The sequence below is a fragment of the Natronocalculus amylovorans genome, from assembly GCF_023638035.1.
GTDB classification, from domain to species: Archaea; Halobacteriota; Halobacteria; order Halobacteriales; family Haloferacaceae; genus Natronocalculus; species Natronocalculus amylovorans.
On record NZ_JAKRVX010000003.1, the window covers coordinates 266,488 to 291,704 of the forward strand.

Annotated in this window: 26 protein-coding genes and 1 pseudogene; 13 read left to right on the forward strand and 14 right to left on the reverse strand. The window is 53.2% G+C overall.

From position 1 onward, the window contains the following. Positions 1–95 precede the first annotated feature (95 nt). The 3 genes from AArcSt2_RS09485 to AArcSt2_RS09495 form a co-directional block, all read right to left on the reverse strand. Positions 96–809, reverse strand: a complete 714-nt coding sequence (locus AArcSt2_RS09485) for a creatininase family protein (protein WP_250584500.1) — start codon at positions 807–809, stop codon at positions 96–98. A gap of 125 nt (positions 810–934) precedes the next feature. Next, complete coding sequence (gene moaC / locus AArcSt2_RS09490; protein ID WP_250584189.1) at positions 935–1,447, reverse strand: cyclic pyranopterin monophosphate synthase MoaC; 513 nt, start codon at positions 1,445–1,447, stop codon at positions 935–937. Continuing rightward, the gene (locus tag AArcSt2_RS09495) at positions 1,440–2,882 is read right to left on the reverse strand and encodes an NAD(P)H-hydrate dehydratase (protein WP_250584191.1); all 1,443 of its coding nucleotides are present in this window, start codon (positions 2,880–2,882) and stop codon (positions 1,440–1,442) included. Before AArcSt2_RS09495 ends, moaC begins: the two co-directional genes overlap by 8 nt. A gap of 81 nt (positions 2,883–2,963) precedes the next feature. On the opposite strand from AArcSt2_RS09495, the gene AArcSt2_RS09500 reads away from it, so the two are divergent. From AArcSt2_RS09500 to AArcSt2_RS09510, 3 genes are all read left to right on the forward strand, one after another. Continuing rightward, positions 2,964–3,374 (forward strand): hypothetical protein, encoded by a 411-nt coding sequence (locus tag AArcSt2_RS09500; protein WP_174653714.1) that lies wholly within the window; start codon positions 2,964–2,966, stop codon positions 3,372–3,374. 70 nt (positions 3,375–3,444) lie between these two features. Beyond that, on the forward strand, positions 3,445–5,772 hold the full coding sequence (locus AArcSt2_RS09505; RefSeq protein WP_250584193.1) for an ATP-dependent DNA helicase: 2,328 nt from the start codon (positions 3,445–3,447) through the stop codon (positions 5,770–5,772). Positions 5,773–6,044: 272 nt separating this feature from the next. Then, a complete protein-coding gene (locus AArcSt2_RS09510) occupies positions 6,045–6,827 on the forward strand; it encodes an inositol monophosphatase family protein (protein WP_250584194.1) in 783 nt (260 codons plus the stop codon). 6 nt (positions 6,828–6,833) lie between these two features. On the opposite strand, the gene trxA is transcribed toward AArcSt2_RS09510, so the two are convergent. Beyond that, positions 6,834–7,166, reverse strand: a complete 333-nt coding sequence (gene trxA / locus AArcSt2_RS09515) for a thioredoxin (protein ID WP_174653711.1) — start codon at positions 7,164–7,166, stop codon at positions 6,834–6,836. Positions 7,167–7,233: 67 nt separating this feature from the next. Continuing rightward, entirely contained in the window at positions 7,234–7,896 is a 663-nt protein-coding gene (locus tag AArcSt2_RS09520) for a 2,5-diamino-6-(ribosylamino)-4(3H)-pyrimidinone 5'-phosphate reductase (protein ID WP_250584502.1), read from the reverse strand. Between the two features lie 97 nt (positions 7,897–7,993). Between AArcSt2_RS09520 and AArcSt2_RS09525 the strand changes: the two genes are divergently transcribed. Further along, on the forward strand, positions 7,994–9,031 hold the full coding sequence (locus AArcSt2_RS09525) for a glycosyltransferase family 4 protein (protein ID WP_250584504.1): 1,038 nt from the start codon (positions 7,994–7,996) through the stop codon (positions 9,029–9,031). Here AArcSt2_RS09525 and AArcSt2_RS09530 read toward each other — a convergent pair. Beyond that, a complete protein-coding gene (locus tag AArcSt2_RS09530) occupies positions 9,004–9,393 on the reverse strand; it encodes a DUF7510 family protein (RefSeq protein WP_174653710.1) in 390 nt (129 codons plus the stop codon). The genes AArcSt2_RS09525 and AArcSt2_RS09530 overlap by 28 nt on opposite strands. A gap of 100 nt (positions 9,394–9,493) precedes the next feature. Between AArcSt2_RS09530 and AArcSt2_RS09535 the strand changes: the two genes are divergently transcribed. The 5 genes from AArcSt2_RS09535 (at position 9,494) to AArcSt2_RS09555 (ending at position 17,023) form a co-directional block, all read left to right on the forward strand. Next, positions 9,494–10,765, forward strand: a complete 1,272-nt coding sequence (locus AArcSt2_RS09535) for a Single-stranded DNA binding protein (RefSeq protein WP_250584196.1) — start codon at positions 9,494–9,496, stop codon at positions 10,763–10,765. After that, entirely contained in the window at positions 10,762–12,513 is a 1,752-nt protein-coding gene (locus tag AArcSt2_RS09540) for a hypothetical protein (protein ID WP_250584198.1), read from the forward strand. The genes AArcSt2_RS09535 and AArcSt2_RS09540 overlap by 4 nt, the downstream gene beginning before the upstream one ends. A gap of 29 nt (positions 12,514–12,542) precedes the next feature. Further along, positions 12,543–13,343: a metallophosphoesterase gene (locus AArcSt2_RS09545; RefSeq protein ID WP_250584200.1), complete on the forward strand. Its 801-nt coding sequence runs from the start codon at positions 12,543–12,545 to the stop codon at positions 13,341–13,343. 139 nt (positions 13,344–13,482) lie between these two features. Beyond that, positions 13,483–14,085: an HdeD family acid-resistance protein gene (locus tag AArcSt2_RS09550; protein WP_250584202.1), complete on the forward strand. Its 603-nt coding sequence runs from the start codon at positions 13,483–13,485 to the stop codon at positions 14,083–14,085. A gap of 64 nt (positions 14,086–14,149) precedes the next feature. After that, entirely contained in the window at positions 14,150–17,023 is a 2,874-nt protein-coding gene (locus AArcSt2_RS09555) for a DEAD/DEAH box helicase (RefSeq protein ID WP_250584204.1), read from the forward strand. On the opposite strand, the gene AArcSt2_RS09560 is transcribed toward AArcSt2_RS09555, so the two are convergent. The 3 genes from AArcSt2_RS09560 to AArcSt2_RS09570 all read right to left on the reverse strand — a co-directional run bounded on the left by AArcSt2_RS09560 (position 17,009) and on the right by AArcSt2_RS09570 (position 20,564). Then, positions 17,009–17,890 (reverse strand): hypothetical protein, encoded by an 882-nt coding sequence (locus AArcSt2_RS09560; RefSeq protein WP_250584206.1) that lies wholly within the window; start codon positions 17,888–17,890, stop codon positions 17,009–17,011. The two genes, AArcSt2_RS09555 and AArcSt2_RS09560, sit on opposite strands and share 15 nt — an antisense overlap. A gap of 39 nt (positions 17,891–17,929) precedes the next feature. After that, positions 17,930–18,343, reverse strand: a complete 414-nt coding sequence (locus AArcSt2_RS09565; protein ID WP_425493656.1) for a DUF7522 family protein — start codon at positions 18,341–18,343, stop codon at positions 17,930–17,932. Positions 18,344–18,413: 70 nt separating this feature from the next. Then, positions 18,414–20,564 carry a CDC48 family AAA ATPase gene (locus AArcSt2_RS09570; RefSeq protein ID WP_250584208.1) on the reverse strand — a complete coding sequence of 717 codons (2,151 nt, stop codon included), beginning with the start codon at positions 20,562–20,564 and terminating at the stop codon, positions 18,414–18,416. A gap of 100 nt (positions 20,565–20,664) precedes the next feature. Here AArcSt2_RS09570 and AArcSt2_RS16725 point away from each other — a divergent pair, with 100 nt between their 5' ends. Beyond that, positions 20,665–20,799: a DUF7128 family protein gene (locus AArcSt2_RS16725; RefSeq protein WP_302928748.1), complete on the forward strand. Its 135-nt coding sequence runs from the start codon at positions 20,665–20,667 to the stop codon at positions 20,797–20,799. 9 nt (positions 20,800–20,808) lie between these two features. Here the strand turns inward: AArcSt2_RS16725 and AArcSt2_RS09575 are convergent, their stop codons facing one another. Beyond that, positions 20,809–21,045, reverse strand: coding sequence for a DUF7508 domain-containing protein (locus AArcSt2_RS09575; protein ID WP_250584210.1), 237 nt, complete (start codon positions 21,043–21,045; stop codon positions 20,809–20,811). Next, positions 21,042–21,491 (reverse strand): DUF5796 family protein, encoded by a 450-nt coding sequence (locus AArcSt2_RS09580; protein ID WP_250584212.1) that lies wholly within the window; start codon positions 21,489–21,491, stop codon positions 21,042–21,044. The genes AArcSt2_RS09575 and AArcSt2_RS09580 overlap by 4 nt, the downstream gene beginning before the upstream one ends. Positions 21,492–21,769: 278 nt before the next feature. Here AArcSt2_RS09580 and AArcSt2_RS09585 point away from each other — a divergent pair, with 278 nt between their 5' ends. Then, positions 21,770–22,636 carry a shikimate kinase gene (locus tag AArcSt2_RS09585; RefSeq protein WP_250584214.1) on the forward strand — a complete coding sequence of 289 codons (867 nt, stop codon included), beginning with the start codon at positions 21,770–21,772 and terminating at the stop codon, positions 22,634–22,636. After that, positions 22,633–22,920: a chorismate mutase gene (locus AArcSt2_RS09590; protein WP_174653699.1), complete on the forward strand. Its 288-nt coding sequence runs from the start codon at positions 22,633–22,635 to the stop codon at positions 22,918–22,920. The genes AArcSt2_RS09585 and AArcSt2_RS09590 overlap by 4 nt, the downstream gene beginning before the upstream one ends. Before the next feature lie 40 nt (positions 22,921–22,960). Here the strand turns inward: AArcSt2_RS09590 and AArcSt2_RS16825 are convergent. The 3 genes and pseudogenes from AArcSt2_RS16825 to AArcSt2_RS09600 form a co-directional block, all read right to left on the reverse strand. Next, a pseudogene (locus AArcSt2_RS16825) lies at positions 22,961–23,341 on the reverse strand (GNAT family N-acetyltransferase); the annotation flags it as partial. 110 nt (positions 23,342–23,451) lie between these two features. Beyond that, positions 23,452–23,805, reverse strand: coding sequence for a type II toxin-antitoxin system PemK/MazF family toxin (locus AArcSt2_RS09595; RefSeq protein WP_250584216.1), 354 nt, complete (start codon positions 23,803–23,805; stop codon positions 23,452–23,454). After that, a complete protein-coding gene (locus AArcSt2_RS09600) occupies positions 23,802–24,041 on the reverse strand; it encodes a hypothetical protein (protein ID WP_174653696.1) in 240 nt (79 codons plus the stop codon). The genes AArcSt2_RS09595 and AArcSt2_RS09600 overlap by 4 nt, the downstream gene beginning before the upstream one ends. 976 nt (positions 24,042–25,017) lie before the next feature. Here AArcSt2_RS09600 and AArcSt2_RS09605 point away from each other — a divergent pair. Next, positions 25,018–25,188 (forward strand): hypothetical protein, encoded by a 171-nt coding sequence (locus tag AArcSt2_RS09605; protein WP_250584218.1) that lies wholly within the window; start codon positions 25,018–25,020, stop codon positions 25,186–25,188. Positions 25,189–25,217: the final 29 nt, after the last annotated feature.

The window sequence follows — 25,217 nt, forward strand, 5'->3', positions numbered from 1 at the left end:
TAACAAGACTGTTTATCTCTTATGAAAAAACTGCTAGGCTGTCGTGTATTTTTGTGATTTGATCACTGACCAATTGGCGTCGATGAGAGTCGTTGTTACCAACCGGTTGCAATGTCATCGGCGATCGCCTGTAGAATGCGATCGGTCGCACGCTCGACAACGGTTTCCATGTACGCAGAGTCTGACTCGGTTGGGTCGCCCAACCCGCCTTGTTTTGTAATGTCGTCAAAGTAGGTATACGGTCTGGTTTGTGGCATCTCACTCACCGTTTGTGGCTCTTTCTTTGCTTCAACAACCAAATCTGGTCGGTACAGTTCAACAAAACTGGTCTCATGCTCACCTGCGTGCCCCCACTGGTCACCAAACTGCTCTTCGAGGAGGTCAGTTGCATACGCAGTCCAGTGAATAAAATGGGTTGTGAGATCGTGATCGCGCTGGAGCCGATCGGCTGCAATTGAGAGGGAATCCTTGTTGCCACCGTGACAGTTCAACAACAGCAGCCGATCGACATCGTGTTCGCTGAGTGAGTGTCCGATATCAATAATCGTCTCGATATACGTTTGCTCCGAGAGAGTAACTGTGCCGGGGAACTGCATGTGGTGTTCGGAGAAGCCATACGAGAGTGTTGGCAGGCGATAGATTTCCAACTCATGATTTTCTGCGCTCGTTACCAGCTCTGCGGTAAGATGATCCGCTCGGAGCGAATCAACCGATACTGGAAGGTGTGTCGAGTGTTGCTCGTGGCTCCCACACGGGAGAATCACCAGATCAGCCCGATCGTACGCGGCTTCCACTTCTTCCCACGTCATCGTTGCGAGGTCATACGCAGTTTCAGTACCAGTCCCAGTTCCAGTTCCAGCTGTAGTTTCGGACATACACTGCAACGGGACTGCTATCAGCAAAGAGGTGTGGGTGACAGCAACCGAGACACGCCCTATGAAATCTGGTGCTTCTCTTTGGAGACGACGTGGACGTTCTCGATCGCAGTTCCTGGGTACTGTCCCTTCGAATCCTTCTCTGCGGCTTTGACCATATCCCACACTACATTCAAACCGGTTGTGACACCCTCAAGCGCTTCCATCTCACATCCGGTTTTTCCGGTTGTCTCCACAGCAACCGACAGCACAACTCGATCGTCCAAAATCCTAAACTCCGTATCAATGTTGGTGATCGGAATCTGGTGGCACATCGGAATCGTCTCCCAAGTGTGTTTGACGGCTTGGACAGCGCCAACCCGTGCGGTCGCAAGCACGTCCCCTTTCTCAACGGTGTCTGTTTCGATCGCCTCCACTGTACTTTCTGAAAGGTGAATATGACCTTCTGCAACAGCACGGCGCGCAGTGTCCGGTTTTGCTCCAACATCGACCATTTGGACGTTTCCTGCCTCATCTGTGTGTGTGAGCTGGTCTGTCGAACCAGCATCAGTCGGTGATGGCTCTTCACTCATGCGTGCGACGTGCCTCCGGGAGCAGGTCGATTAAATCCGTCGCCATGAGTCCATTTCCAGACTGTTCAAACGCAATATCGCCTGCGGTGCCGGTGAGATATGCACCGACAGAGGCCGCGGTAAGTGGGGGAGACGTGGCGAACAGCGACCCGGTAACGCCGGCGAGAACATCACCAGTTCCACCAACCGTCATCCCGGGGTTCCCTGTTCGGTTGACCCTCGTCTCTTTCCCATCTGTAACAATGTCGTAGGCTCCTTTCACCAGTACTGTCTGCTCGATTTGCCCCGCAAACGACTCGACCAGCGCTTTCCGCTCTCGCCACGCAATGTCCGTCTTTCCACCCATCTTTTTCAGTTCGCCCTGATGTGGGGTACAGATGAGCGTCGCATTGGTGTCTACATCTGGGACAACGGATAATGCGTCTGCATCAATCACTGCCTTGCCATCATACGACTGTAAAAACTGTCCAACTGCCTCGATCGTCTCCGGATGGTCACCGAGTCCTGGCCCAAGCACAACAACATCGTTGTCTGCTGCGATCGGCATGACAGACTCAAGCTGCTCCGGCGTAAGCCGATCGCCCGCATACGATCGAACAATAAGATTCTCGCTGAATCCTTGTACCTCCCGTGCAATCACCTCCGGAACAACGACGCGAACCAGATCTGTCCCCGATCGCAACGCAGCGCGTGCAGTAAGGGTCGGTGCCCCAGTGTAGGGCCCGCCGCCGATCACTGCTACTGTCCCGTGGTCTCCCTTGTGGCTCTCGGAAGCCCGCTTTTCAGCGTCAAGATCGCCAGGACCAACAAATACTGACGCTGCGTCTGGAATCCCGATATCGTGAACCGTCACGGATGCTGACAGCGTTTCGAGGCCTGGTTTTGTATCGTGGAAGGTAACCACGTAATCTGCGTTGACTGCAATTCCCGCTGCCTTCCCGGTATCAGCATCAATACCTGATGGAACATCGATGGCGACCGTCACTGCATCTGTATCGTTAATTACGTGCGCCGCTGTTGCTTCTGGCTCTCGAAGCGACCCGGAGACACCAGTCCCGATCATCGCATCGACAACCACATCAGCGCTGTCAAGATCGATCGACGAGAGCTCGCTGCTGTCTCTTACAACCTGTGTCTTAGACTCGCTGTTGCGTAGTGCATCCCAGTTCTCTTTTGCAATTACGGTTGTGATCGTTTCCGGCTTGCCGAGTAGTATTGTCTCTGTCTGGTACTCCGAAAGGAATCGTGCAGCGACGAAGGCATCACCACCGTTGTTACCCCGCCCACAAACGAACACCACCCTTTCACCAGGAGACACGTGCTCACGAACCACGCGGGCAATGGCGTTCCCGCTTGATTCCATCAGTTGCTTGCGGGGAATACCAAGGGCCTCCGCATTTCGATCGACAGCAGCCATTCGATCGCTTCGTATCATTACGGTGAATATCGACGACAGTATGCAAAAAGGTGGTTGCCCCGGCGCAACATATTGATACCTAGACGTGGAATGAACGGTATGGAACCGCCTGTATCGGGGTCGAATCAACGTCAGTCAACCATCTTGCGTGCCCGCCCCACCGAGTATTGGGGGTGGCTTGCGGTCGCATTGTTTTTATTGTTGACCGTTGATCTGCTTACTTCGATGTATGCCGCAGCAGCGGTTGGCCTCCACGCAGAGGCGAACCCGATTATGGCGTGGCTCCTTGTGCAACCGCTGTGGATACTTGTTGGCACCCACGTTGTCGCAGCCGTTGTGAGTGCGATCGCGTTTGAAGGAATCCTTCGACTGTTGAACCGATCGACCGGTACCGGACAAAGACTGTTTGCCGTAAGCCTGGAATGCTGGCTTGGCTGTCTCGTTGCCTTTGGGCTGTTTCTGTTTGCGAATAACGTCTCCGTAATTGTCCATGGAATGAGTCTACTCTAGGCTGACTCTGAGGATTTATCAGTGATGGGGCGCCGAGTAACTGGTAGATGCATACAACGGGTGTCCGTCCATGACCGAACAGCCGTGGAGCGATATCTTCGGGCACTCACGCCCGTATTCGGAGCAAGCAGACGGGATTGAGACTGCGATTGAAACCGCAGATGCCGGCGGGTACACCGTGATCGAGGGCGCGTGCGGAACCGGAAAGACCATGCTCGCGCTCACTGCTGGGATCGATCGGGTTCGTGATCCAGACTCACAATATGAACGTGTTGTCGTGCTAACAAGCGTAAAACAACAGCTCAGACAGTTTGAAACCGATCTCAACACGATCAACGAAAATCTGCCTGCGAACTATGCGCCGATCTCCGGGTTGACGATCGTGGGGAAGGCGGATGTCTGTCCGTACAGCCGTGAAGGCTGTGGCAATATTGACGAACAAAGCGTCTATGAACGCTGTGAAGGGCTCAGAGAACGGACACGAAATCTCGTCGGTGATGGGGGGTCAACGTCTGCCGGTGCGCTTGCCGAACAGGCACGCCGGGCTCAAACTGGGCTTGGGAACTCAGGTACTGGCGGACCAACCTATCTCAAAACTGCTGACGAGCCGACACCGTATCTCCCATCGATGCCGGAGCATGGAAGCGGCACTGCAAGCACCGAATACTGTCCGTTCTATGCGACATATCTCGATGATCTGCCGGAGGACGGGGATCCGATCGAAGCAGTGCCGTTCGATATTACGGATAAGGGATTGATGGATACAGAGCAACTGGTCGCACTGGCTGCAAGCCACGGGAGTTGTCCCCACTCAGTGATGGGTGCGGTGCTCCCGCACGTCGAAGTTGTTATTGGAAACTACTATCATGGATTCGACCCACTCACGTCAGGGACGTTTACGGGCCCGGTTATTAACGAGGAGACGTTTCTCGTCTGCGATGAGGCGCATATGCTTGAACCGCGGGTTCGTGATCTGGTGAGCCAGCACGTTGGTGATCGAACGCTTCAAACTGCAGAGAGCGAACTGACACGAATCATTCAGCCGTTGACGGACGATCGCCAACAGTTCAATACTGATGTCCAAACAGTTCGCGCAGAGATCGAAGCCAGCGATGTCTCGATTCGTGAGTTGAAGTCGTTTCGATCGTTTATTCACGATCTCCGTGAGGAACTTGACCGGCGAGTCACCGCTCATCTTGACAGCGAACACCCCAACTGGCGATCGAGTCTGAAAGACCTGCCTGATGAAGAGATTCCGCTTCGTGATCCGAAAACACCACAGCCAGACGAACTGACCGACTGGGCTGACGAGCAAGGGTATACTGATGGTGTGTGGTCACGAGCGGAGATTATCGGGAGCCTCGTTGGTCGGGTACTCAATGAGGTTGAAGACGAAGATACAAAACGAAGCATCCCTGCAGTTGGACGAACACTTAGCGCATGGTATCTCCATGACCACAGCGACTATTTCAGAGAGATCGAACTCTCACGAACGTGGGAACAGTCCGAACCGGCGACATCGTGGCGACGAGCGTACAATGCGAGTCTAGTGTTATACAACTGTGTTCCTGGTGATGCAATCGGCGATCGACTCGCCGAGTTTGGTGGTGGTATTCTGATGAGCGCAACTCTGGCTCCGATTGACGTCTTTGAGCAGGTGTCCGGATTAGACCACCTCAGAAGATCCGATCGGCCGGTTTCGCGGAAGACGTACGGACTCACATTCCCTGCGTCAAACCGGGCGAGCTTCGCTGTTGATGCACCAAAATTCACCTACGAAAACCGTGGTGACCCCGGAGAGAAGACACCAACTCGGCAAGCCCACGCTGATGCGGTGGTTGCGGTTGCAGCGTCGCCCGGAAACGTCCTTGTTGGCATGCCAAGCTATCGTGAGGCAACGTGGATTGCGGAGGTTCTCGAACAACGGATCGACAAACCGGTGCTTCTTGATGAATCAAGCGGCGATCGGGCGACAAACTCGCTTAAATCATCGTTCTTTGATGGGGAAGACAAAGTTCTCGTTACAAGCCTTCGTGGGACGCTCACCGAAGGTGTCGATTACAGCGGCGATCGGCTCCATGCAGCAGTCATCTGTGGTGTTCCGCTGGTTAATACTGCAAGTCCACGAACACGCGCCGTAATGACCGCATACGATCGGCGATTCGGAAACGGATTCGAAACCGCGCTTACCGTCCCTGCCGTTCGAAAATCTCGTCAAGCGATCGGTCGTGTGATTCGTGGACAGGATGAGAAGGGTATTCGTGTACTTGTCGATGCGCGGTATGCGAGAGAGTCATGGAACAGCGTCCGTGGTTATTTTCCTGAACACGAGCGCGAGGAGTTCACGCCTGTGAGCCCTGATATGCTTACATTTGGGATTGAACAGTTCTGGAACTAATCGATCACCGTTCAACGAGATCACTCCCCGTAGGCTATGGATAACTATGCGTTTCTCACACTAGCACTCTCTTTATGGTTGCCATGCAGCAGCAGTATCATGTGGTTTGTCGACACTGTCGGTTTGAGAAGCTAGTGGACTCGGAAGCGGAGGCCGATGCAACCGTTCGAATGCACCACCGAATGACCGGCCACTCTACCGTGTTTGGTGAGGTTGTATAACAACTCACCGCAGGCACAACACACTTGCAGTATTACCGTCACCATACAGATATGACTATTTCCGATCGACGTGCGGCCACCGCTCGCGCTGCCGAGTATGGTGCAGAGATCGCGCTTGAACACTTTCGATCGACACTTACTGTCGACACAAAGCAAGGGATTCTGGACTCTGTCACCGAGATCGATCGGACCGTCCAGACGGAACTCACTGAACAATTGGAAGCGGCGTTCCCCGAAGAGCCAATCATTGGCGAAGAGAACAACGCACCGTCAGTCGTGCCTGCTGAGGGGCCAGCATGGATTATCGATCCGATCGATGGCACAAATAACTACATTGCGGGAAACCGAGTCTGGGGCGTTGCAGTTGCAGCAACAGTTGATGGTGAGCCCATCGCCGCGACGACCGCACTTCCAGCACTTGGTGAAACATATACCGCTGGAGCGGAGTGGACACATCGATCGGGCGACTCAGTAACGGTAAGTACACTGTCGAATCCTGCCGCGTTTACACTCACGCCAATCTTTGGACTTGCAGATATCCACCGCACAGAACTTGTTGCGGCAACGGAGACGATCATCTCCACATTCGGTGATATGAGACGAGCAGGCTCCGCACACGCAACGCTCGCTGGTGTTGCAAGTGGAGAGTTACAGGGAGCGGTCTCAACAGTTGAGCTTCATCCATGGGATACCGTTGGTGGTGTTCACCTTGTTCGGCAAGCAGGTGGGACCGTGACTGATCTTGACGGCAATCACTGGCGACATGACTCAACGGGGTTAGTTGCGACGAACGGAACCGCACACGAGGCGGTTCTAGATGCATTTCAGGAGTAGCGCAGATTAAGCAAGTTTGGCGATTGCATCGAGGAGGTCGTCTTTGTCTTGCACGCCAATGACTGTGTCTTTGAGTTCACCATTGCTGTAGAACTCAAGCGTTGGTACACTACGGATGCCTCGTTTCTCTGCGATTGATCGAAGCTCATCAATATCTACTTTGAGTACCGCAGCGTCCGACTCTGCAGCAACGTCTTTGACCGTTGGCTCAAGCATCTTACATGGGCCGCACCACTCTGCGTGGTAATCAACAAGAACCACCGCATTCGACTCAAGCAGTTCGTCAAATTGGGATTCACTCTCGACGTGGATCGGCTCCGAGGCAGTTGTCGTGCTCATAATGAACAATAGGTACGCCTATCATAAAATAGTTCCACGCGTGTGTTGGACGTACGCACTTCCATCGTTATTCCATCGTATAGCTCAGAAGGACTCCATCATCCATCCGATCGACCGACTCAAGAGCTACTGTAGGGAAGTCAGTAACGAAGCCATCACCGTCGGCTAATGTTGGTGCATCTCGACCCCCGATGATTTTTGTTCCGACATACACGGTTAGCTCGTCTACAACCCCTAATTCGATCAACGAGAAGATCAACTCGCCACCGCCTTCGACCATAAGCCGGTTGACACCCTCCGTTTCTAACGTATCGAATGCAGTTTTGAGGTCAACCTGATCGCTGCCAGCGGTAATGATCTCCGCACCAGCATCACCGAGCGCTTCAAGTCGATCGGTTGGCGCAGCCGACGAAACCAATACATACGTTGTTGCTTCGTCATCAAGTATTCTTGCGTCAGGCGGTGTTCGAGCACGGGAGTCTGCAACTACACGAGCGGGGTTTCCAGAGCGGCCATTTTTGAGGCGATGTACTCGTCTATCTTCAACATCGAGCGTTAGATGTGGATCATCCGCAAGTACGGTCCCGACGCCAACCATTACACCATCTGCAGCCGCTCGGATTCGATCGACGCGATCGAAATCACTCGGGCCACTAATCGCGATCTGCTCGCGTTGTCGTGATGAGAGTTTCCCGTCGACGCTCATTGCCGCGTTGACGACTACATACATGCCAGCGAGAACGAACGCAGCAGGCATGGTCGTTTCGATTGAGCCTAAAAGCTAAGAGGCTGTTCACACAAACACCAGTATGTCACTTTCTGTCCGAATGCTTGGGTGGGGTATCCCACCAAACGTCACCGGTGGACTCGATACACACGTTGGCTATCTTGTCTCGGAACTCGTTGATGCAGGTATTGATATCGAACTTATTTTTCCTGCAGAGTTTGCGCCGGCTGAGCCACGAGATGAGTTGGTGCCAGTGGAGACTGGCGATGGCGATGTTCGCGGACGAGTTGACAAGCTAACCGACACGTTTGTTGAACGCTCACGAGATGCAGATATTATTCACACCCACGATTGGTTTGGATATAACCCTGGGCGACAGGCAGCCGCGGAATCGGATGCTGTCTGGGTTTCCTCATTTCATTCGCTTTCTTCCGATCGGAACATCGACCCACCACAGCTAGAGGTCGAGACCGAACACAAACTTGCTCAAGAGGCAGATCATCTCATCTCCGTCAGCCAGCTTGTGGCGGATGATGTAAAACAGCTCTACGATGCTGACTCTACGGTGATACACAATGGGTTTGCTTCAGTTGAGCCATCAGGCAAAGATGTCCGATTGGAACTGGGTATTGAGGGACCAATGGTACTGTTTGTTGGCCGACACACCGATCAGAAGGGAATTTCGCATCTGTTGTATGCAATGAAAAAGCTTCGACGCTCCGATGTTACCTTGGTCGTTGGTGGTACTGGTCACCAGACAGAGCAGTTGAAAGAGTTTGCATCTATTCTCGGGATCGAGGATCAAGTGATCTTTGCTGGCTACATCCCGAGTAAGACGTTGGGGGATTACTATGCTGCCTCTGATGTGTTTGTCTCGCCATCGCTTGCGGAGCCGTTTGGGCTGACAATCACTGAAGCACTGGCAGCGGGCTCACACGTCGTTGCAACGAAATCGGGAGTCAGAGAGACGCTCCCTGATGGGCTTCTTATTGAAGTAACTCCAGACTCTGAGTCAATCGTTGCGGGGATTGAAGAAGCACTCGCTCGAACGGAGCCACCACAGTACGAAGAACGGACGTGGAAACAGATGACTGGCGAAATTATCGCAGTCTACGAAGAGCTTGCAGAGACTGCCTGATCGCCACAAAGAACAGTTACGTCAGTTGCAGGCTCTGGATGAACAATACGGAATCCACGTCGGGTCCGAATGACGCCGCGTGTGCTTGTTGCGTCGCTACTTTGTCCTTGGTATGATGTCTGTCGGTCGTACGGCGTTTGGCGATCGTACGGCGTTTGACGGTCATACGGAGTCGCTTCACTTCGGTCATACGGGCTTGTTTGAGATTGTGATGACTGCTCTCCCACCTCCCATTCTGGTGGGAGATAGATTCGCTCGCCGCTTTTCGATCGGATAACAACTGCAATGTCGCCTTCGCCAGCAACTCGCACCTCAGTTCGTTCACCAGTGATTGTTGTGGTGTATTCAAGACGCTCTGCCATACACGCTGATTCGTCTACAGGTAGTTAGTAGTGCTGGCTGTCTGGAAATGTGTGATGCGGGCGCGAACAGTTTTAACCTAAGGCGAACGAATCGAAAGTGATGGATATCGACAGCCATGCCGAAGAGCTTGCCTCCGCTCTCGGTGTTGATAAAACGGAGGTCAAAGACGACCTAGAAAACCTTTTGCAGTATAGCGTGCCGATCGACGAAGCAAAACAGAGTGTCCGCCGGAAACACGGCGGCGGAACAACCGAGTCAGTGACACCCGAGTCTGTTTCGATTCGTGATATCTCAACCGAACACAATTCGGTGAATGTCACCGTTCGCGTCCTCAATGTCGGCACACGAACGATCAGATACCAAGGTGAAGATAACACGATCCGCGAAGGAACGTTCGCTGATGAGACGGGGACGATCTCGTACACTTCGTGGCAGGACTTCGGATTTGAGGCCGGTGATTCGATTACAATCGGTAATGCGAACATCCGAGAGTGGGATGGTAACCCAGAGCTCAATCTTGGGGCGAACACCACGGTTGCATTTGCGGACGAAACTGTCACGGTCCCCTATGCTGTCGGTGGTGATGCGACGCTGCTTGAACTGGAGCCCGGCGATCGTGGTCAGAACGTTGAGGTTCGTGTTCTAGCGGTCGAAACACGAACAATCAATGGGCGTGATGGAGAGACAGAAATCCTCTCGGGCGTTCTTGCAGATGAGACAACAAAACTGCCATTTACTGATTGGCAGCCACGATCGGAGATTGAACCTGGGGCAAGTATCCGTATCGAAGACACCTATATTCGGGAGTTTCGTGGTGTTCCCTCAGTGAACCTCTCGGAATTCTCGACAGTAACCTCGCTGGAGACTCCTGTTCAGGTCACTGAAAACGCTCCGCGGATGGCGATTGCAGATGCGCTTGATGCTGGTGGAATGTACGACGTAGAGGTTGTTGGCACTGTCCTCGAAGTTCGTGACGGCTCAGGTCTCATTGAGCGATGTCCTGAATGTGGCCGTGTCATTCAAAACGGGCAGTGTCGGAGCCATGGCGCTGTTGAAGGCAAGGATGACCTCAGGATCAAGGCAATTATTGATGACGGGACCGATGCACTCACCGCAATTTTAGGAACAGAATTAACGACAACTGTGTACGGTGGCGATATTTCGGATGCAAAAGATGCTGCGCGTGAGGCGATGGATAAAGAAGTGGTCTCATCGGCGATCGCAGAACGTCTTGAAGGGCGTCTCTACAGAGTCCGAGGAAACCTTTCAGTTGACGAGTACGGTGCAAACCTTAATGCTGATGAGTTTGAGCGGTTTGCGGAGTCACCACATGATGCGGCTACTGCAGCGCTCTTGGAGGTGGAGCAATGAGTACCACCGATGCACCAGGACGGCGTGAAGTTGCGCATCGGCTGTTTGCTGCGGAGTTTATGCATACGACACTCTCGTACTCCGAAAGTGATGAAGAACGAGCACCAAACTATGTTGTCACACCGACTGGAGCTCGAGTAAATCGACTCTTCGTTGCCGGTGTTCTGACCGAAGTTGAGCGGGTCAATGACGACACACTTCGTGGCCGCGTTGTCGATCCAACAGGCGCGTTTGTCACGTACGCTGGCCAGTACCAGCCCGAAGAACAGACATTCCTTGATACCACAACACCACCTGCATTCGTTGCATTGACTGGCAAAGCACGAACGTTTGAGCCGGAAGACTCCGACATCGTCTACACGTCGGTTCGTCCAGAACGGTTGAGTACGATCGATGCAGATACTCGGGATCACTCGATTGTCACGACAGCACGTGCAACGCTCGACCGGATTGCCGTATTTAAACAAGCACTCGAATCCGACCTTCGAGGTGAGGAGCTAACCGCTGCACTCCACGCTGGTGGCGCGTCGCCATCACTTGCAGCGGGTATTCCACGTGCAATTGACCATTACGGGACAACGGAAGCGTATCTCGAAGCAGTGCGGCAGCTTGCAGTGCAGGCGCTCAATGTTGTCGCAGCAAACCGTGAGGCAGTTGAGAGTCTTGAAGTCTCCCCGGACGAACAGACGCCAACAACAATTGGGTCGCTCCCAGAAACATCGGTAACGATCGAAGCGGCGACAGTGCAGCCCGATTCAGTAGCCGAGGCGGTTGACGACCCGGCTGTTACCGAACAGTCCGAATCGATCGACGACTCAGTCTCTGCTGTATCAATTGAAGAACCCTCGGCTGAATCAACACACGAGTCAGAGCCACGCTCTGGATCCGAATCTGAAGCGAGGGCCGAATTAGACGAAAAGGTAGACGCAGAACCGACTCAAGCACAGCCCGCTGAGACCGAGGAACACATAAAAGAAGAACCTACGGTGGAGTCCACTGCGATAGATGATGCCGAGCCAATCGGCGACTTCAAAGACATTTCAATGGACTCTCCAGAAGACAGTCCTGAAACTGAGAGTGAGACTGATACTGAGACTGTTGACGACGAGGTGGATGCCGAACTCGACGGAATGTATGAACTCGATGCAGAGGAGCGAGAGGCGGTCGAAGAAGAGTTCGGAACAGAGTTCTCAACTGGTGGTGAGGTCGATGACCCTGGAGAAGCAGGAATCGACGTGCCTGATGTGGATGAGCTCGCAGACGCAATGGAAGCAGCAGAGGCAGATGAAGTCGTGGAAGATGATGCTGAAACTGCCAAAACAGAAAATACAGGTGAACTAGGTAATTTCGAGGATATCGCGTCAAACGACGCTGATACAACAGCCGAAGAGACACCATCCGAATCAGTTGTGGAGCCGGAAACGGCGTCACAGCCCGAGGTCGAGACAGAGCCAAAACCGGAGCCTGAACTAGCAGAATCAGAACCGGAGACAGAACTAACAGAGCCAGACGACACGGACAGCTCTACAGCGGGAGAGCCAGAGCCGTCCGCAGTCAACCTCGAAGATGCCGCGATCGACGTAATGCAGGAACTGAACAACGGTGACGGTGCAGAACGATCGACAGTTGTAGAAACGGTTACCGATCGATACAACGCAGATCCGGATGCTGTTGATTCAGCGATCCACGACGCCCTCCTGAGCGGCCGCTGCTATGAGCCAACAGATGGCGTGCTGAAAGCGATATAATATATCGCTCTATCTACTACGACACACTGATGGGCCGCTCACGGATACTCGTTGAACCAATCCCAAACGAACCTGCTGCTCGGATTTATTGTGGAGATGAACTCGCAGTTGCGATCGCAGATTATCATGCAGGAATTGAGGCTGGGTTACGGTATGAACGTGGTGTCGAACTGGAAAGTAATGCTGATCGGCGGCTCGATCGGGTCTGTTCATTGCTTGAGCGGACCGGTGCAGATCGACTCATTGTGCTCGGTGATCTTGGGCATCGAATCGGAGAACCAACTGGTGCTGAAAAGGAGGAGCTGGACACATTTTTTGACACCGTTCTTGAGCGTGTTAGCCTCACACTTGCAGTTGGCAATCACGATGGTGGATTAGTTGCGGAGTATGACTCGCGTCCGGGAGTGACAATTATAGACAGTGCTGGTGGCTTGGTTGGTGATCGTTCAGTAGGCGTCTTGCATGGTCACACATGGCCTGATCCATCATTGTCGAAGGCAGAGATCATCTGTATGGGTCATGAGCATCCAACCGTTCAGCTACAGGATACTGTTGGTGGAACACGGGTTGAAAAAGTATGGCTTAGAGGGACGTTCGATCGGACAACACTATTCGACAATCCAAAGGGTGCGTGCGGTGCTGATCAAGCCATAACAGCCTTCGGTTCTGTTGAGCTTGTTGTCTTCCCCGTGTTCAATGAGCGATCAGGTGGGACATGGATCAATGTCGAGGGACAAGCGTTTCTCTCTCCATTTCTCCCTGATGCGTTGTCTGAAGGTCACGCATACCTGCTCGACGGGACACGATTAGGTGCATATCAACAGGTATGAAATCTCAACATCTGAGTAGAGAAAACACATAAACATCCATTGTATCCCCTTAAAAAACAAATGTGGTGCTCTATGTGCCAGTATGTGTCGCTATTCACGAACTACGGTTAAGCGATTAGGCACGGTATCTCTGTCTGTCATGAGTGTCGTAACTCCATCTGACGACAGTACCGAATCGTACACCATGGGGTGGAATGTCCTGCTTATTGCAGGAGCGTTGTTTATCCTCTTTGGACTGTTTGCGGTCATCTTCCCATTTATTACGGGGATTTCTATTTCACTGCTCTTTGGAGCGTTGATCATTGCTGGAGGAATCGTTCATCTGGTTAATGCTGTTCGTATCCCAGGGTGGAAAGCAACGAGTTGGAATATACTCCTCGGTGTCGTGTTCGTCCTCGGTGGCGTTGCACTTGTTACACAACCGATCATTGGCTTGGTAACCTTGACGCTCCTCCTCGCTGGATTCTTCATTGCAGAAGGAGTGGTTAGCATCGCCATGGCACTCCGTTTTCGAGGTGAAAACGGGTGGACACCAATGCTGGTAAACGGTGTTTTCTCACTCCTTCTTGCAGGCATTATCCTCGCGGGGTTCCCGGGAAGTGCGGTTTGGGCGCTCGGCATTATTGTTGGGGTCGATCTCCTGATGACCGGTGTGAGCCTCCTTGCGCTTCGATCGCAGGCACGATCGACAGCGTCCACAGAAACACCACCTGACGATGGGGTGACACGACCAAGTGTCTGAAAAACGCTAGTTGTATTCTTTTCGAGCGGTGCGCTTAATCCGCTGTGAGCAGTACCACTGATAGATGAGTGGACAGCAGGAGGCTGCTGGTGCAGACGTCTTTACGCTCTTTGGTGATGCAGTCCGATCGGCACTCTCTGAGCGTGGTTTTTCAACGCCGACTGCACCACAGCGACAAGCGATTCCACCGCTTGTTTCCGGACAGAACGCGCTTGTCATTGCACCCACCGGGACCGGAAAGACCGAGACTGCGATGCTGCCAGTGTTTAATGCAATCGCAGAAGCCCCCGATCGGGACGGGATTTCAGCACTGTACATTACCCCCCTACGCGCACTGAATCGAGATATGCAGGATCGACTTGCATGGTGGGGTTCATACCTTGATATTGAGATTGACGTTCGGCACGGAGACACAACACAGTATCAACGCCAGAAACAGGCCAACGACCCCCCGGATGTACTTGTCACAACACCTGAAACGCTACAAGCGATGCTGACTGGCAAGAAACTTAGAACAGCACTCTCGGATGTCGCGCATGTGATTATTGATGAAGTCCACGAGCTTGCAGCCTCAAAACGAGGTGCACAGCTAACGATCGGACTTGAGCGACTACGGATTGTGGCAGATTCGTTTCAACGAATTGGGCTGTCTGCAACAGTTGGGTCGCCTGCTGAGGTTGCTCGGTTTCTCACCGGCTATCAGGGCGAGAGACGGCCAGACCCGGACGCGGATCGGGGGTATGCGATCGTCGAGGTTTCGGTTGGCAGTCGTGTTTCGTTTACCGTTACCCAGCCGGAAATTGAACCACGAGATGATCGGCTTGCTGGCAAACTTGCGACCACACCGGAGATGGCAAGCCATGTCCGAGCAATTCGAGATATTGTCACAGCCCACGAATCCACGCTTATTTTTGTGAATACTCGACAGACAGCGGAAGCGCTTGGCTCACGATTCAAGAAACTCGGGCTCCCCATCGATGTTCACCACGGAAGTCTCGCAAAAGAAGCACGAATTGACGTCGAAGACCGATTCAAAACTGGCGAGATTGACGCATTGGTCTGTACCTCCTCGATGGAGCTTGGTATTGATGTCGGTCGTGTTGATCACGTCGTACAGTACGGCAGCCCGAGAGAAGTTGCGCGGCTCTTACAACGCGTTGGCAGAGCTGGGCACAGATACGACAAAGTATCGGATGGCACGATTATCACAAGCTCCGCAGATGATACATTCGAGTCGATCGCAATTGCCCGGCGAGCAGTCTCCGGGTTGGTTGAGCCAGCCGGAATTCACCATGGGAGCCTGGACGTTGTGGCCAATCAGATCGTTGGTCTCCTTATGGATGTTGGCGAGGTTCGTATCGACGATGCATTCCGACTGGTTACAAACGCGTACCCGTTCCGAGACCTGACCGAATCACAGTTCCGATCGGTCATCAAAGAACTGCGTGGGAATCGACTCATTTGGGAGGATGAAGAGAACGACCGACTGGAAAAATCAGGCGGTACGTGGCAGTATTTTTATGCAAACCTCTCGATGATCCCCGACGAAGAGAGCTATGAGGTCCATGATATGTCCTCAAGGACGCAGATTGGAACGCTGGATGAGCGCTTCGTTGTGAATTTCGCATCGCCAGGAGAGGTATTTATTCAACGCGGGGAGATGTGGCGGATTAACGATATCGACGATGACGAAGCCAGGGTGAACGTCGCGCCGATCGAAGATCCCGGTGGGGAGGTGCCATCATGGGTCGGACAGGAAATTCCAGTCCCGAAAGCGGTTGCAAGCGAGGTCGGTAAAATCCGCGCTGCTGTTGAGCCACAGCTGCACGATGGCGCATCTCGATCAGCCGTTGGACGTGAGCTACGACAGCGCTATCCGACCGATACATATACTATTGAACGAGCGCTTGAGCCGATGGAACGACATGTCGCAGAAGGCTATCCAGTTCCAACAAACGATCGAATTGTTGTCGAAAGCTATGGCCGAACCGTCCGTCTCAACGCCGCATTCGGCCACGAAATTAATGAGACACTTGGCCGGCTCTGTTCTGCACTAATCGGCCAACAGACAGGATCATCCGTCGGCATGGAGGTTGACCCGTACCGAATCAGTTTCGAAGTGCCAGCGGCGGTGGGGCCGGGCGCATTCATTGACGTGCTTGAAACAACAGCCCCAGACCATCTGTCCACATATCTTGAACTCGCACTGAAGCGATCGGACTCGCTCAAGTTCACATTAGCGCAGGTCGCAGCAAAGTTTGGCTCGTTAAAACGGTATCAAGGCCGGAACCGATTCGGTGGCGATCGGTTACTGGCCGCACTTGAAGGGACTGCCGTCTACGACGAGGCAGTGAGAGAGACGTTCCACCGCGATCTCGACGTTGAGGGGACCGAAACCATCCTCAGAGAGATACAGTCAGGCACTATAACGATCGAAACAGCACGTGGTGAAACGCCGATCGGCATTGATGGGCGATCAGGTGGCAAAGAGCTGCTTGTGCCGGAGAATGCGGATGCAAGCGTGATTGCGGCCATCAAAAAACGAATCCAGAACGATCGAGTCATTCTGTTCTGTCTGCACTGTCACGAATATGAACGGCGAACCAAAGTACGGCGCGTTCAGGAACACCCACACTGTCCACACTGTGAATCGACGAGAATTGCGGCGCTGAATCCATGGGCAGACGAAGTTGTGAGTGCAGTGAAAGCGAGTGATAAAGACAAGGACCAACAGAAACAGACCGAGCGTGCGTATCGATCGGCAAGCCTTGTCCAAAGCCATGGCAAAAAAGCGGTGATTGCGCTTGCTGGACGGGGTGTCGGCCCACACAATGCGGCTCGAATTATCGCAAAGCTTCGAGAGAACGAGGCGGACTTCTACAGGGATATTCTTGCCCAAGAGCGACAGTATGCACGAACGCAGTCATTCTGGGACTAACAGGCGGGTTGCGGCTGGAACAACGACAAATGCGACATACGGCATTGTAAACCCGAACAAAAACCCACCGAGATGTCCCCATACGTTTGTTCGATCGCCAACCAACACAAGGGCACCGAATATGCCAAACGTCGCAACGGTCCCACCAATAAGCAGCGCAAGCTGTTCGTTCTGTGTGATTACTCCAAGTTTCGATCGGCTTCGAAATAAAAAGACAGCGCCAACGGTGCCGAGTGAGCCGACAGCAACAAGCGCAACCATGGGGACACCGATCGGAGTTCCAACTTGAGTCCCAAGCGAGACAGTTACCGCAAGTGCGAACGGAACAATCGCCCACAGTGGCGTGATTGTATCATCGCTCACGGCACCAACTGCAGCAAACAGCACAACCAATAAAAATCCGATGAGCGTTGCGTTGAGCCCCGAAAAGCCGAGTGTTGCTTGATCGGTCATGGTGCCAAGGGTGGACAGCGTTAGCCATGCGATCGCAGGCGGTGCAATCGTTACATAACAGAGTACGGCCGTTCGAAACTGTGTCCGCCACTGTGCAACTCCAGCGAGCGGATAGATTGCTGCAACAGTAACCCAATAGTTGAGTATATTATCAAACAGGTGTTGCCCATCGAGGTGGACGTAGCTCAGCGTATATGCAGACACAAATATATGTGGGCTCTCAAAAATAGACTCCGCACTCAGATCGAATGCCCATTCGTAGCCGATCGGAGATATCCAGATAAGGGTTAAAACAAGCGGCACTGCAACGAAAACACCGAGCAACTCTCTGGTGTCCGGCTTGCCGCTTGTAACATACCACCAGTGTGCAGCATCTTGGAAAAACGATCCGATTGTAGCACCTCTCGATTGCACAGCGTCTCTTCGGACTCAACAAGTATACATGTTGCAGTGTCAGTCAACACCCTCCCACTCTTTGAGTAGCTCAACAACCGCAGTTGAGAGAGCCTCAAAATCCTGCATAGTCAATCCGTCTGTCGTCACAAACACACCGGAGTCTTCAGTTCCTGCTCGAACGAGAAACCCATTTTCGAAGACGCGGATTGTGTAGCGATACTTGCCAAGTTCGGAGCCACGATACGCATCGGTTGTTGTTTTAAAATCGTGCCACTCATGGCCAATGAAGGACATCTGATCTGCATCCCGTTCTAAGTCATCTCTGAGGTATACCTGCATATAATTCGTCGGATCAAAATACGTCACCGATCGGCAGTTATCTCCAACTGCACTCCGACAGGTTCGAGTCAGTTGTTCAGCACGCGTTTCAGTTAGCGGTGGATCACTCATCGGGATTTCTTCACCAGACATTGTATACGTACGTTGTTCTCCGGTGAAATTAATCCACCCCTCGTGACAGTCTATAACACAGGTGTCGCTGTTAGCGTCGACGTTCGATTGCCTCGAGGGCGGATGCAAAGTGGTCTGCAGTGATGATGACCTCATCTGTATGTTGATTTGCCGTCTCTCCTTCATATGTCTCTGCAACATTCAAAATTGCGAGGAGTGCAGCCTCCCGACAGACAGACGTAATCTCTGCACCGGAGTAGCCCTCTGTCTGGTTGGCGAGTGAGTCGAGATCAACATCATCAGCAAGCGGCTTCGATCGCGTATGCACGTCGAAAATTGCACGTCGAGCACCCTGATCCGGCTCTGGAACTTCGATATGCCGCTCAAGCCGCCCTGAACGAAGGAGCGCACGATCGAGCGAATCTCGCCGATTTGTCGCCGCGAGGACAACGAGGTTCGGATTGTCCGAGAGTCGATCGAGTTCAGTGAGTAGCTGTGAGACGACCCGATCGCCAACCCCGGAGTCACCACCGATTGCGTCTCGATCGCCCGCGATTGCATCGATTTCATCAAAGAACAAGATTGCAGGGGCAGATTGCCGTGCCCGTTCAAATACTTCTCGAACCGATTTTTCGGATTCACCGACGTATCGATCGAGCAGCTCAGGCCCTTCTACCTGAATAAAGTTCACACCGCTCTCACCGGCGATCGCACGGGCAAGCAACGTCTTTCCAGTCCCTGGTGGGCCATATAACAAGACGCCAGTTGGTGGCGTTGTATCTGCTGCATCAAACAGCGGCCCGTACTGTAACGGCCATGTTACCGCCTGCTCAAGGTTCTTTTTTGCCGTCTCCAACCCGCCAACATCTGCAAAGTTCGTTGTTGGCGTCTCTGCGACGTACTCACGCATCGCACTTGGCTCTATATTCGCCATCGCGTGTTCGAAGTCTGCGCGTGTGACTTCGACTGTCTCAAGCGGCTCACCGGCATGTCGCGCCCGTCGGAGTGCCGTCATTGCGGCTTCTTTCGAGAGCGAAGCCAGATCAGCCCCAACAAAACCGTGGGTTTGAGAAGCAATCTTATCTACTTTCACATCCTCCGCGAGTGGCATCCGCCGGATGTGTACGTCAAGTATCTCGCGTCTACCTGCTTTTCCTGGGACCCCGATCTCGATTTCACGATCGAACCGACCACCACGCCGAAGCGCCATATCAAGCGAATCAACGCGATTTGTTGCACCAATCACGATGATATCGCCACGCGCATCCAACCCATCCATCAGTGTTAGCAACTGCCCGACAACACGATTTTCAACATCCCCGGAGTCATCTCGTTTTCCGGCGATCGAATCAATTTCGTCGAAGAAAATAATTGCAGGCGTGTTTTCCGCAGCGTCCTCAAACACCTCTCGAAGCCGCTCTTCGGATTCACCTTTGTACTTCGACATAATCTCCGGCCCTGAAACAGTGCGGAAACTTGCGTCAACCTCATTGGCGACTGCTTTTGCAATCAGTGTTTTTCCGGTTCCCGGTGGACCGTGGAGGAGTACGCCTTTCGGCGGCTCAACGCCAAGCCGTGTAAATACCTCCGGACGAGAGAGCGGCAGTTCGATCATCTCACGGACCATCTCAAGCTCGTCGTCTAATCCACCAATATCCTCATACGTGATACCATCTGTTGGGCGCTCACCATCAGGCTCTGTGCCGGTAACACGATCGACCGTCTTTTTGAGACTCCCTTTTTCTGTCACGGCGACTCGGGTATCTGCTGTGACACGAACGGTTCCTGCGGGAGTGGTGTTCGTGACGACAAATCGACTGCCTGCAAGTCGTTCGATACGAACACCTTCGCCCTTTCGGACCGGCCGGTCGCGGAGATCGCGCTTCACAGCGGCCTCGATCGTCTCGTGTTTGATATCTACTTTCGCGAGTTCCGCAGGCGCAGATAGCGTTACTGACGTTGCCTCTTTGACGGACTCTTTGTGGACACGAACGGATTCACCAACTTTCACGCTCGCATTCGATCGTGTATCCGCATCAATCTGGATCGTTCCATCCTGCGCACCGGGGCCACCGGGCCAGACCTTTGCAACGGTTGCATTTGGGCCATTGATTACGACTGTATCGCCGCTAAGGACGCTGAGGGCTCGCATCGACGACGCGGGGAGGCGGGCAATTCCACGCCCGGCATCACGCTTTTCAGCGCTTTTGACCGTGAGGGAAATACCATTGTCATCGCTCATATTCATTTGTTAGTGGCCGACTCTTTTAGCCTTCCCGACAGCCACACTGTCCCGTTTGCTGAGAATAACGGTTTTATGAAGTGATACCGAACCACATGATATGGTCACACAGACAAAACGGGACGATGGTGTGTGGTTCCAATGTGAGAAATGTGGCCTTCTACTTGATGATCAGATCGATGCCAAAAGGCATGAGGAGGCTTGTGACGCGAAGGATCCAACCTACTTTCAGTGACGGTCGCACTTATTGGTGTTCTGCCGCGAGTTGTTCGGCGTGCGATCGCGACTGCGCAACCGTCCAACGAATTTTTTTCGCGTTCGGGTCGTAGGAGAGAGCATCTTTCACGACGTCTCGAAGCACTCCTGTGTCGAGTTTGAGTACCGTGCCATCCGCATCACCAAGCTCATACACGCCGTATCGATCGGGTGCTTTCGAGACAGTTGAGCGATCGAGCGATCGCCACTGCTTTTGCAGACTCATTCTTCGGATTCGTCTGCTGGTTCGTTGACAAACTCGAAACTCTGTTCGCCCCAATCATCCTCGACAAAACAGAAAACACGACCGCGTGCAACCTCGGGGTCCGCTTCGACTTCATTTCGCAAGCCGTCGATATGGCGAACCGTTACCCCGGGGAAAATCTCCTCTTCTTCACCTGAACCTAACATTATGCGTCCGACTCCAGTATCTTTGAGAATATCGTCGTGTGTCTTTCGATCGTTGACATACAGCATGACGCCCTCCGTTTCAGTTGGATCAGTAACGAGAACATGTGTCTCTTTTCCGGGGCCGGTCCGGAGCGTATCTGTAACCTTCTCTGGTACACCATGATATAGTGTTGTTCGGCCATCGGTGTATTCAACGACGACACCCTCCGGGCGAAGCTCCACGCCAAGTGTACTTGGTGCGATGTCGTTTCGTGCGCTCATATAGGAACTCTTTGACAGTCAGAGGGAAAAACACGCTGACTCACCGAGCCTTTTTGTCTCCACTGGTAGTCCAACCAATATGGTACCAAATAACACGGTGTACACGGATGACTGTGAGTCTGTTCGATGTGTAGCGTGCGGTGAAAAAACACCACTGGTGCACACGGTTGGGAGTCCAACGTGTTATCATACACTGTGTCGCGACTGCAATAGCAAGTGAATATGGGGTATTCGCCGTCATCGCTACACCTTTTTACTCCGCTCTCTGCGATATGCACATGGACGGACAGGCGGCCGCACCCGGTGCGGGTACTGTGTTGAACGCGTTGGCAACCGGTGTCGGATCAGCGTTTGCGATCGATATCGAGACGCGAGCGACGGTCTCGCTCTCTTCTGATGTGGAGTCAATCGACGGCGAGATTGCAGAAGACCTAACCGCAGACACACGGCTCATCGAAGCGTGTGTTCGTGCGGTTGTCGATCGGTTTGGCGATGGGGAAGGCGGCACTGTTCGGACCGACAGCGACGTGCCGATGGCCGCAGGATTAAAAAGCTCAAGCGCCGCTGCAAATGCAACCATCCTTGCCACATGTGACGCACTCTCAGTCTCTGTTGGTTCAACTGGTGAGCTAACCCACACAGAGGCCTGTCTGCTTGGTGTCAATGCCGCACGAGATGTTGGTGTCACAATTACCGGTGCGTTTGACGATGCAAGCGCAAGCATGTTGGGCGGTGTCACCGTCACAGACAACACCGAAGACGAGTTGCGTGCCCGAGAGACAGTCGACTGGGATGTCTTAGTGTGGACGCCCCCAGAGCGGGCCTACAGTGCGGATGCGGATGTCGATCGGTGTCAGAATATCGCCCCAACGGCGCGGCTTGTCGAAGAGTTAGCACTCGATGGACGCTACAAAGATGCGATGAATGTGAATGGCCTTGCATTCTCGGCCGCGCTTGGCTTCCCAACCGAGCCGACGGTCGATGCAATGGCACACGTCGATGGTGTCTCGCTGTCAGGTACTGGGCCAAGCATCGTTGCAGTTGGAGACGAATCCGAATTAGCACACCTCAAGTCCCAGTGGGACGAACAAGATGGAACAGTCATCGAGACGACAACGCGAACAATGGGAGCACACATACTATGAGTCAACAGTCAGCAGAAAAAGAACTTGCAGCGCTACGAGAAGAGATCGAAGAGATCGATCAAGATATTGTTGAACTGATCGCCCGGCGGACCTATGTCGCAGATTCAGTTGCACAGGTGAAAGCAGAGCACGATCTGCCAACAACCGACGAATCACAAGAAGATGTCGTCATGGATCGAGCCGGACACAATGCAGAGCGATTTGAGGTAGATTCGAACCTTGTGAAGGCGATCTTCCGGTTATTGATCGAGCTGAACAAGGTAGAGCAGCGTGAGAATCGATAGTAAATAGCACGGCCCTTGAGGTCGGTATCTACCTATCCCTCTAAACGGATACGTCTACACGTCCCGCCACAAGAGCGTCGTCCAATTCTGAGGTACCCTCAAGTTCGCCGATGGAGGTCGGGGGTTCAGGGTCATTCGTGTATGGCTGTAAGGCAAGGTTCCACCACTTAACGTCGTGCCACTTCCCCTGCTCGTAACCGACGTTTCGATAGGTGCCCACCGGCTCGAATCCCATCGCTTGATGAAAGCCTACACTCGGTGGATTCGGTAATGTCGTGCCCGCATAGACGTTGTAGAACCCTTGCAGACGTAAGGTCTCGAACAACGAGTTGTAGAGACCTTTCGCGACACCGGCTCTGTGAAACTCCTCGCTTACATAGACGGATGACTCCACGCACCACTGGTACGCGTCACGCCCACGATGCCCACCGGCATAATAAGCTCACTTGAAAACTGGTCAACGGCTCTCCCCTTCGGTACGCTATCAGCACCCCAGTATGTGTACCTCCTATACTGATCACAGCAGATACGTCAGTCCAGTCCGAGACTCAGTTTCAACGCTTCGTCCACTGCCTCCATCGACTCTCTATCGAGACTTCCAAGCACCGAGTGAATTCGTTTTTCGATGGAGACAACACGAATTTGATCGAGGCGAATTGAGGAATCTTTCTCAAACGGCGACTCTGCTGCTTCGACTAATACCTCAAAGGGATAGCCCCTATACGTTCCCGTCGCAGGGGCAACGATAGTCGTACTAGCATTGTTATTACCAACGTCGTTCTGGACGACTACCGCAGGGCGAGTTTTCTTCATTTCGTGCCCTTCCGCAGGATCAAGCCGTACGATAACGACGTCGCCGCGACGAATTTCCAAGTCCTCGCTCATTTATCCAGCCCGCCCCACGCCTCGTCCGATGCTTCGTCCCACTCTTCTGCAAGCTCTTCCGCACTCTCAGATGCCTCGCGGTACGCAGCAGCCAGTTCATCTTCGTCGGGATGGTCAGATTCCACCTCGACGACGGCGACGGTCACACGTTTGTTCGCATATTCCGTTCCGAGATAGATTCGACCTCGGTCATCGGTCTCGTTCGTTCGGAGGTCTCGAGCATCTACTTTCGTCATGTTACCGACTTGGACCTATTGCTGAATAAGTGTTGCCCACTATTACCCACGATAGATATTTTCTGTGATTCGTACCATGGATTTCATCTACTTGAACAAGGTCGAGCAAAGGAACAGTAGATAGCACTAATCGGGTTTCTAAGCGCGTGTAGCGCCAATAAGCAATTAGAAATCTTCCGGTTGCTGTTCAGTTGGTTCGTGTTGAACGGATTGAGCAGTAGACCGATCACCAGATCCAGCGGATACTACACTTGCTTGTTGAACAGCAGTATCCAATGTAGGATTCTGAAACCAAAGTCATGCATGACATCCTCCTCGCCGTAAACGACGAGGTTTCCCCATCCGCGCCCGGGGTCGCACCGGCCATCGCACCCTGCAACACGGTGCGTGGGGCCCGGATTGTCCGACGGGGGCAAATTCACCCGGCAAAGCCGGGGTGTCTCGGTTCGTGCGCTGTACGTGAGTCCCGTGAGGGATATGGCGTATTCGGCGTCCGTGCGAACGCGGTATCTCCTTGCACCGTGCATCCCCGTTGCCCGCAAAGGGGTCGGAGGATGCCCCCGGACGCCGATTTCTCCGCGTCTGAGCACGGGTCGTGCCATCGACCTGCGTCACCTTTCTACCACGGTGGTGACGCTCAAGCGCAGTAGGCTCGCGTTTTTGATACCCATCTTTCGGCGGGTGCGTCGGTGGACGTGAGTCCGGTCGAAGGTATGTTATCGACCACGCCGACGGGAGGAACGCCAAACCACCTCCAGTTTTCCGCGTTGAATTACCGGAGAGACGGCCCCCGACTGCATAAAAACGCGGTTTGGGGCGCAAGTGGTCGGATTCACGCCCGTCCCCAGAACGCGCCGCGTTCTGGTGTACGAACGAGAGCAGAGCTCTCGTCAACGCCGTAAACGGCGGGACTCTCTCCTTGATTTGGGTAGGTCAACCAGAATGTACTTACTTAGTCAGTCTTACTGAACCTACAATGGCTGGTGCAGCATTACAACGATTTGGTATCCTTACTGTGCTGTTTGGGGGCTTCTCCGTGTTTATTGATCCATCTGGAATGGAGACAGCAGCGACGATAATGATGATCGGATTTATTATTGGGATTTTTGGTTTCGGGATTGAGGTAATGTCCACTATGGATAAATAGACCTCCCAGATGAGTTCTGATACTGGCTA

Coding starts and splice junctions, on each gene's coding strand:
- AArcSt2_RS09555 (WP_250584204.1), top strand. CDS start 14,150: ATGAGTGGACAGCAGGAGGCTGCTGGTGCAGACGTCTTTACGCTCTTT.
- AArcSt2_RS09540 (WP_250584198.1), top strand. CDS start 10,762: ATGAGTACCACCGATGCACCAGGACGGCGTGAAGTTGCGCATCGGCTG.
- AArcSt2_RS09585 (WP_250584214.1), top strand. CDS start 21,770: ATGGACGGACAGGCGGCCGCACCCGGTGCGGGTACTGTGTTGAACGCG.
- AArcSt2_RS09500 (WP_174653714.1), top strand. CDS start 2,964: ATGGAACCGCCTGTATCGGGGTCGAATCAACGTCAGTCAACCATCTTG.
- AArcSt2_RS09535 (WP_250584196.1), top strand. CDS start 9,494: ATGGATATCGACAGCCATGCCGAAGAGCTTGCCTCCGCTCTCGGTGTT.
- AArcSt2_RS09580 (WP_250584212.1), bottom strand. CDS start 21,491: ATGAGCGCACGAAACGACATCGCACCAAGTACACTTGGCGTGGAGCTT.
- AArcSt2_RS09600 (WP_174653696.1), bottom strand. CDS start 24,041: ATGACGAAAGTAGATGCTCGAGACCTCCGAACGAACGAGACCGATGAC.
- AArcSt2_RS16725 (WP_302928748.1), top strand. CDS start 20,665: ATGGTCACACAGACAAAACGGGACGATGGTGTGTGGTTCCAATGTGAG.
- AArcSt2_RS09525 (WP_250584504.1), top strand. CDS start 7,994: ATGCTTGGGTGGGGTATCCCACCAAACGTCACCGGTGGACTCGATACA.
- AArcSt2_RS09595 (WP_250584216.1), bottom strand. CDS start 23,805: ATGAGCGAGGACTTGGAAATTCGTCGCGGCGACGTCGTTATCGTACGG.
- AArcSt2_RS09590 (WP_174653699.1), top strand. CDS start 22,633: ATGAGTCAACAGTCAGCAGAAAAAGAACTTGCAGCGCTACGAGAAGAG.
- AArcSt2_RS09495 (WP_250584191.1), bottom strand. CDS start 2,882: ATGATACGAAGCGATCGAATGGCTGCTGTCGATCGAAATGCGGAGGCC.
- moaC (WP_250584189.1), bottom strand. CDS start 1,447: ATGAGTGAAGAGCCATCACCGACTGATGCTGGTTCGACAGACCAGCTC.
- AArcSt2_RS09485 (WP_250584500.1), bottom strand. CDS start 809: ATGACGTGGGAAGAAGTGGAAGCCGCGTACGATCGGGCTGATCTGGTG.
- AArcSt2_RS09605 (WP_250584218.1), top strand. CDS start 25,018: ATGGCTGGTGCAGCATTACAACGATTTGGTATCCTTACTGTGCTGTTT.
- AArcSt2_RS09505 (WP_250584193.1), top strand. CDS start 3,445: ATGACCGAACAGCCGTGGAGCGATATCTTCGGGCACTCACGCCCGTAT.
- AArcSt2_RS09545 (WP_250584200.1), top strand. CDS start 12,543: ATGGGCCGCTCACGGATACTCGTTGAACCAATCCCAAACGAACCTGCT.
- trxA (WP_174653711.1), bottom strand. CDS start 7,166: ATGAGCACGACAACTGCCTCGGAGCCGATCCACGTCGAGAGTGAATCC.
- AArcSt2_RS09570 (WP_250584208.1), bottom strand. CDS start 20,564: ATGAGCGATGACAATGGTATTTCCCTCACGGTCAAAAGCGCTGAAAAG.
- AArcSt2_RS09565 (WP_425493656.1), bottom strand. CDS start 18,343: ATGTCTGGTGAAGAAATCCCGATGAGTGATCCACCGCTAACTGAAACG.
- AArcSt2_RS09575 (WP_250584210.1), bottom strand. CDS start 21,045: ATGAGTCTGCAAAAGCAGTGGCGATCGCTCGATCGCTCAACTGTCTCG.
- AArcSt2_RS09530 (WP_174653710.1), bottom strand. CDS start 9,393: ATGGCAGAGCGTCTTGAATACACCACAACAATCACTGGTGAACGAACT.
- AArcSt2_RS09550 (WP_250584202.1), top strand. CDS start 13,483: ATGAGTGTCGTAACTCCATCTGACGACAGTACCGAATCGTACACCATG.
- AArcSt2_RS09520 (WP_250584502.1), bottom strand. CDS start 7,896: ATGTATGTAGTCGTCAACGCGGCAATGAGCGTCGACGGGAAACTCTCA.
- AArcSt2_RS09510 (WP_250584194.1), top strand. CDS start 6,045: ATGACTATTTCCGATCGACGTGCGGCCACCGCTCGCGCTGCCGAGTAT.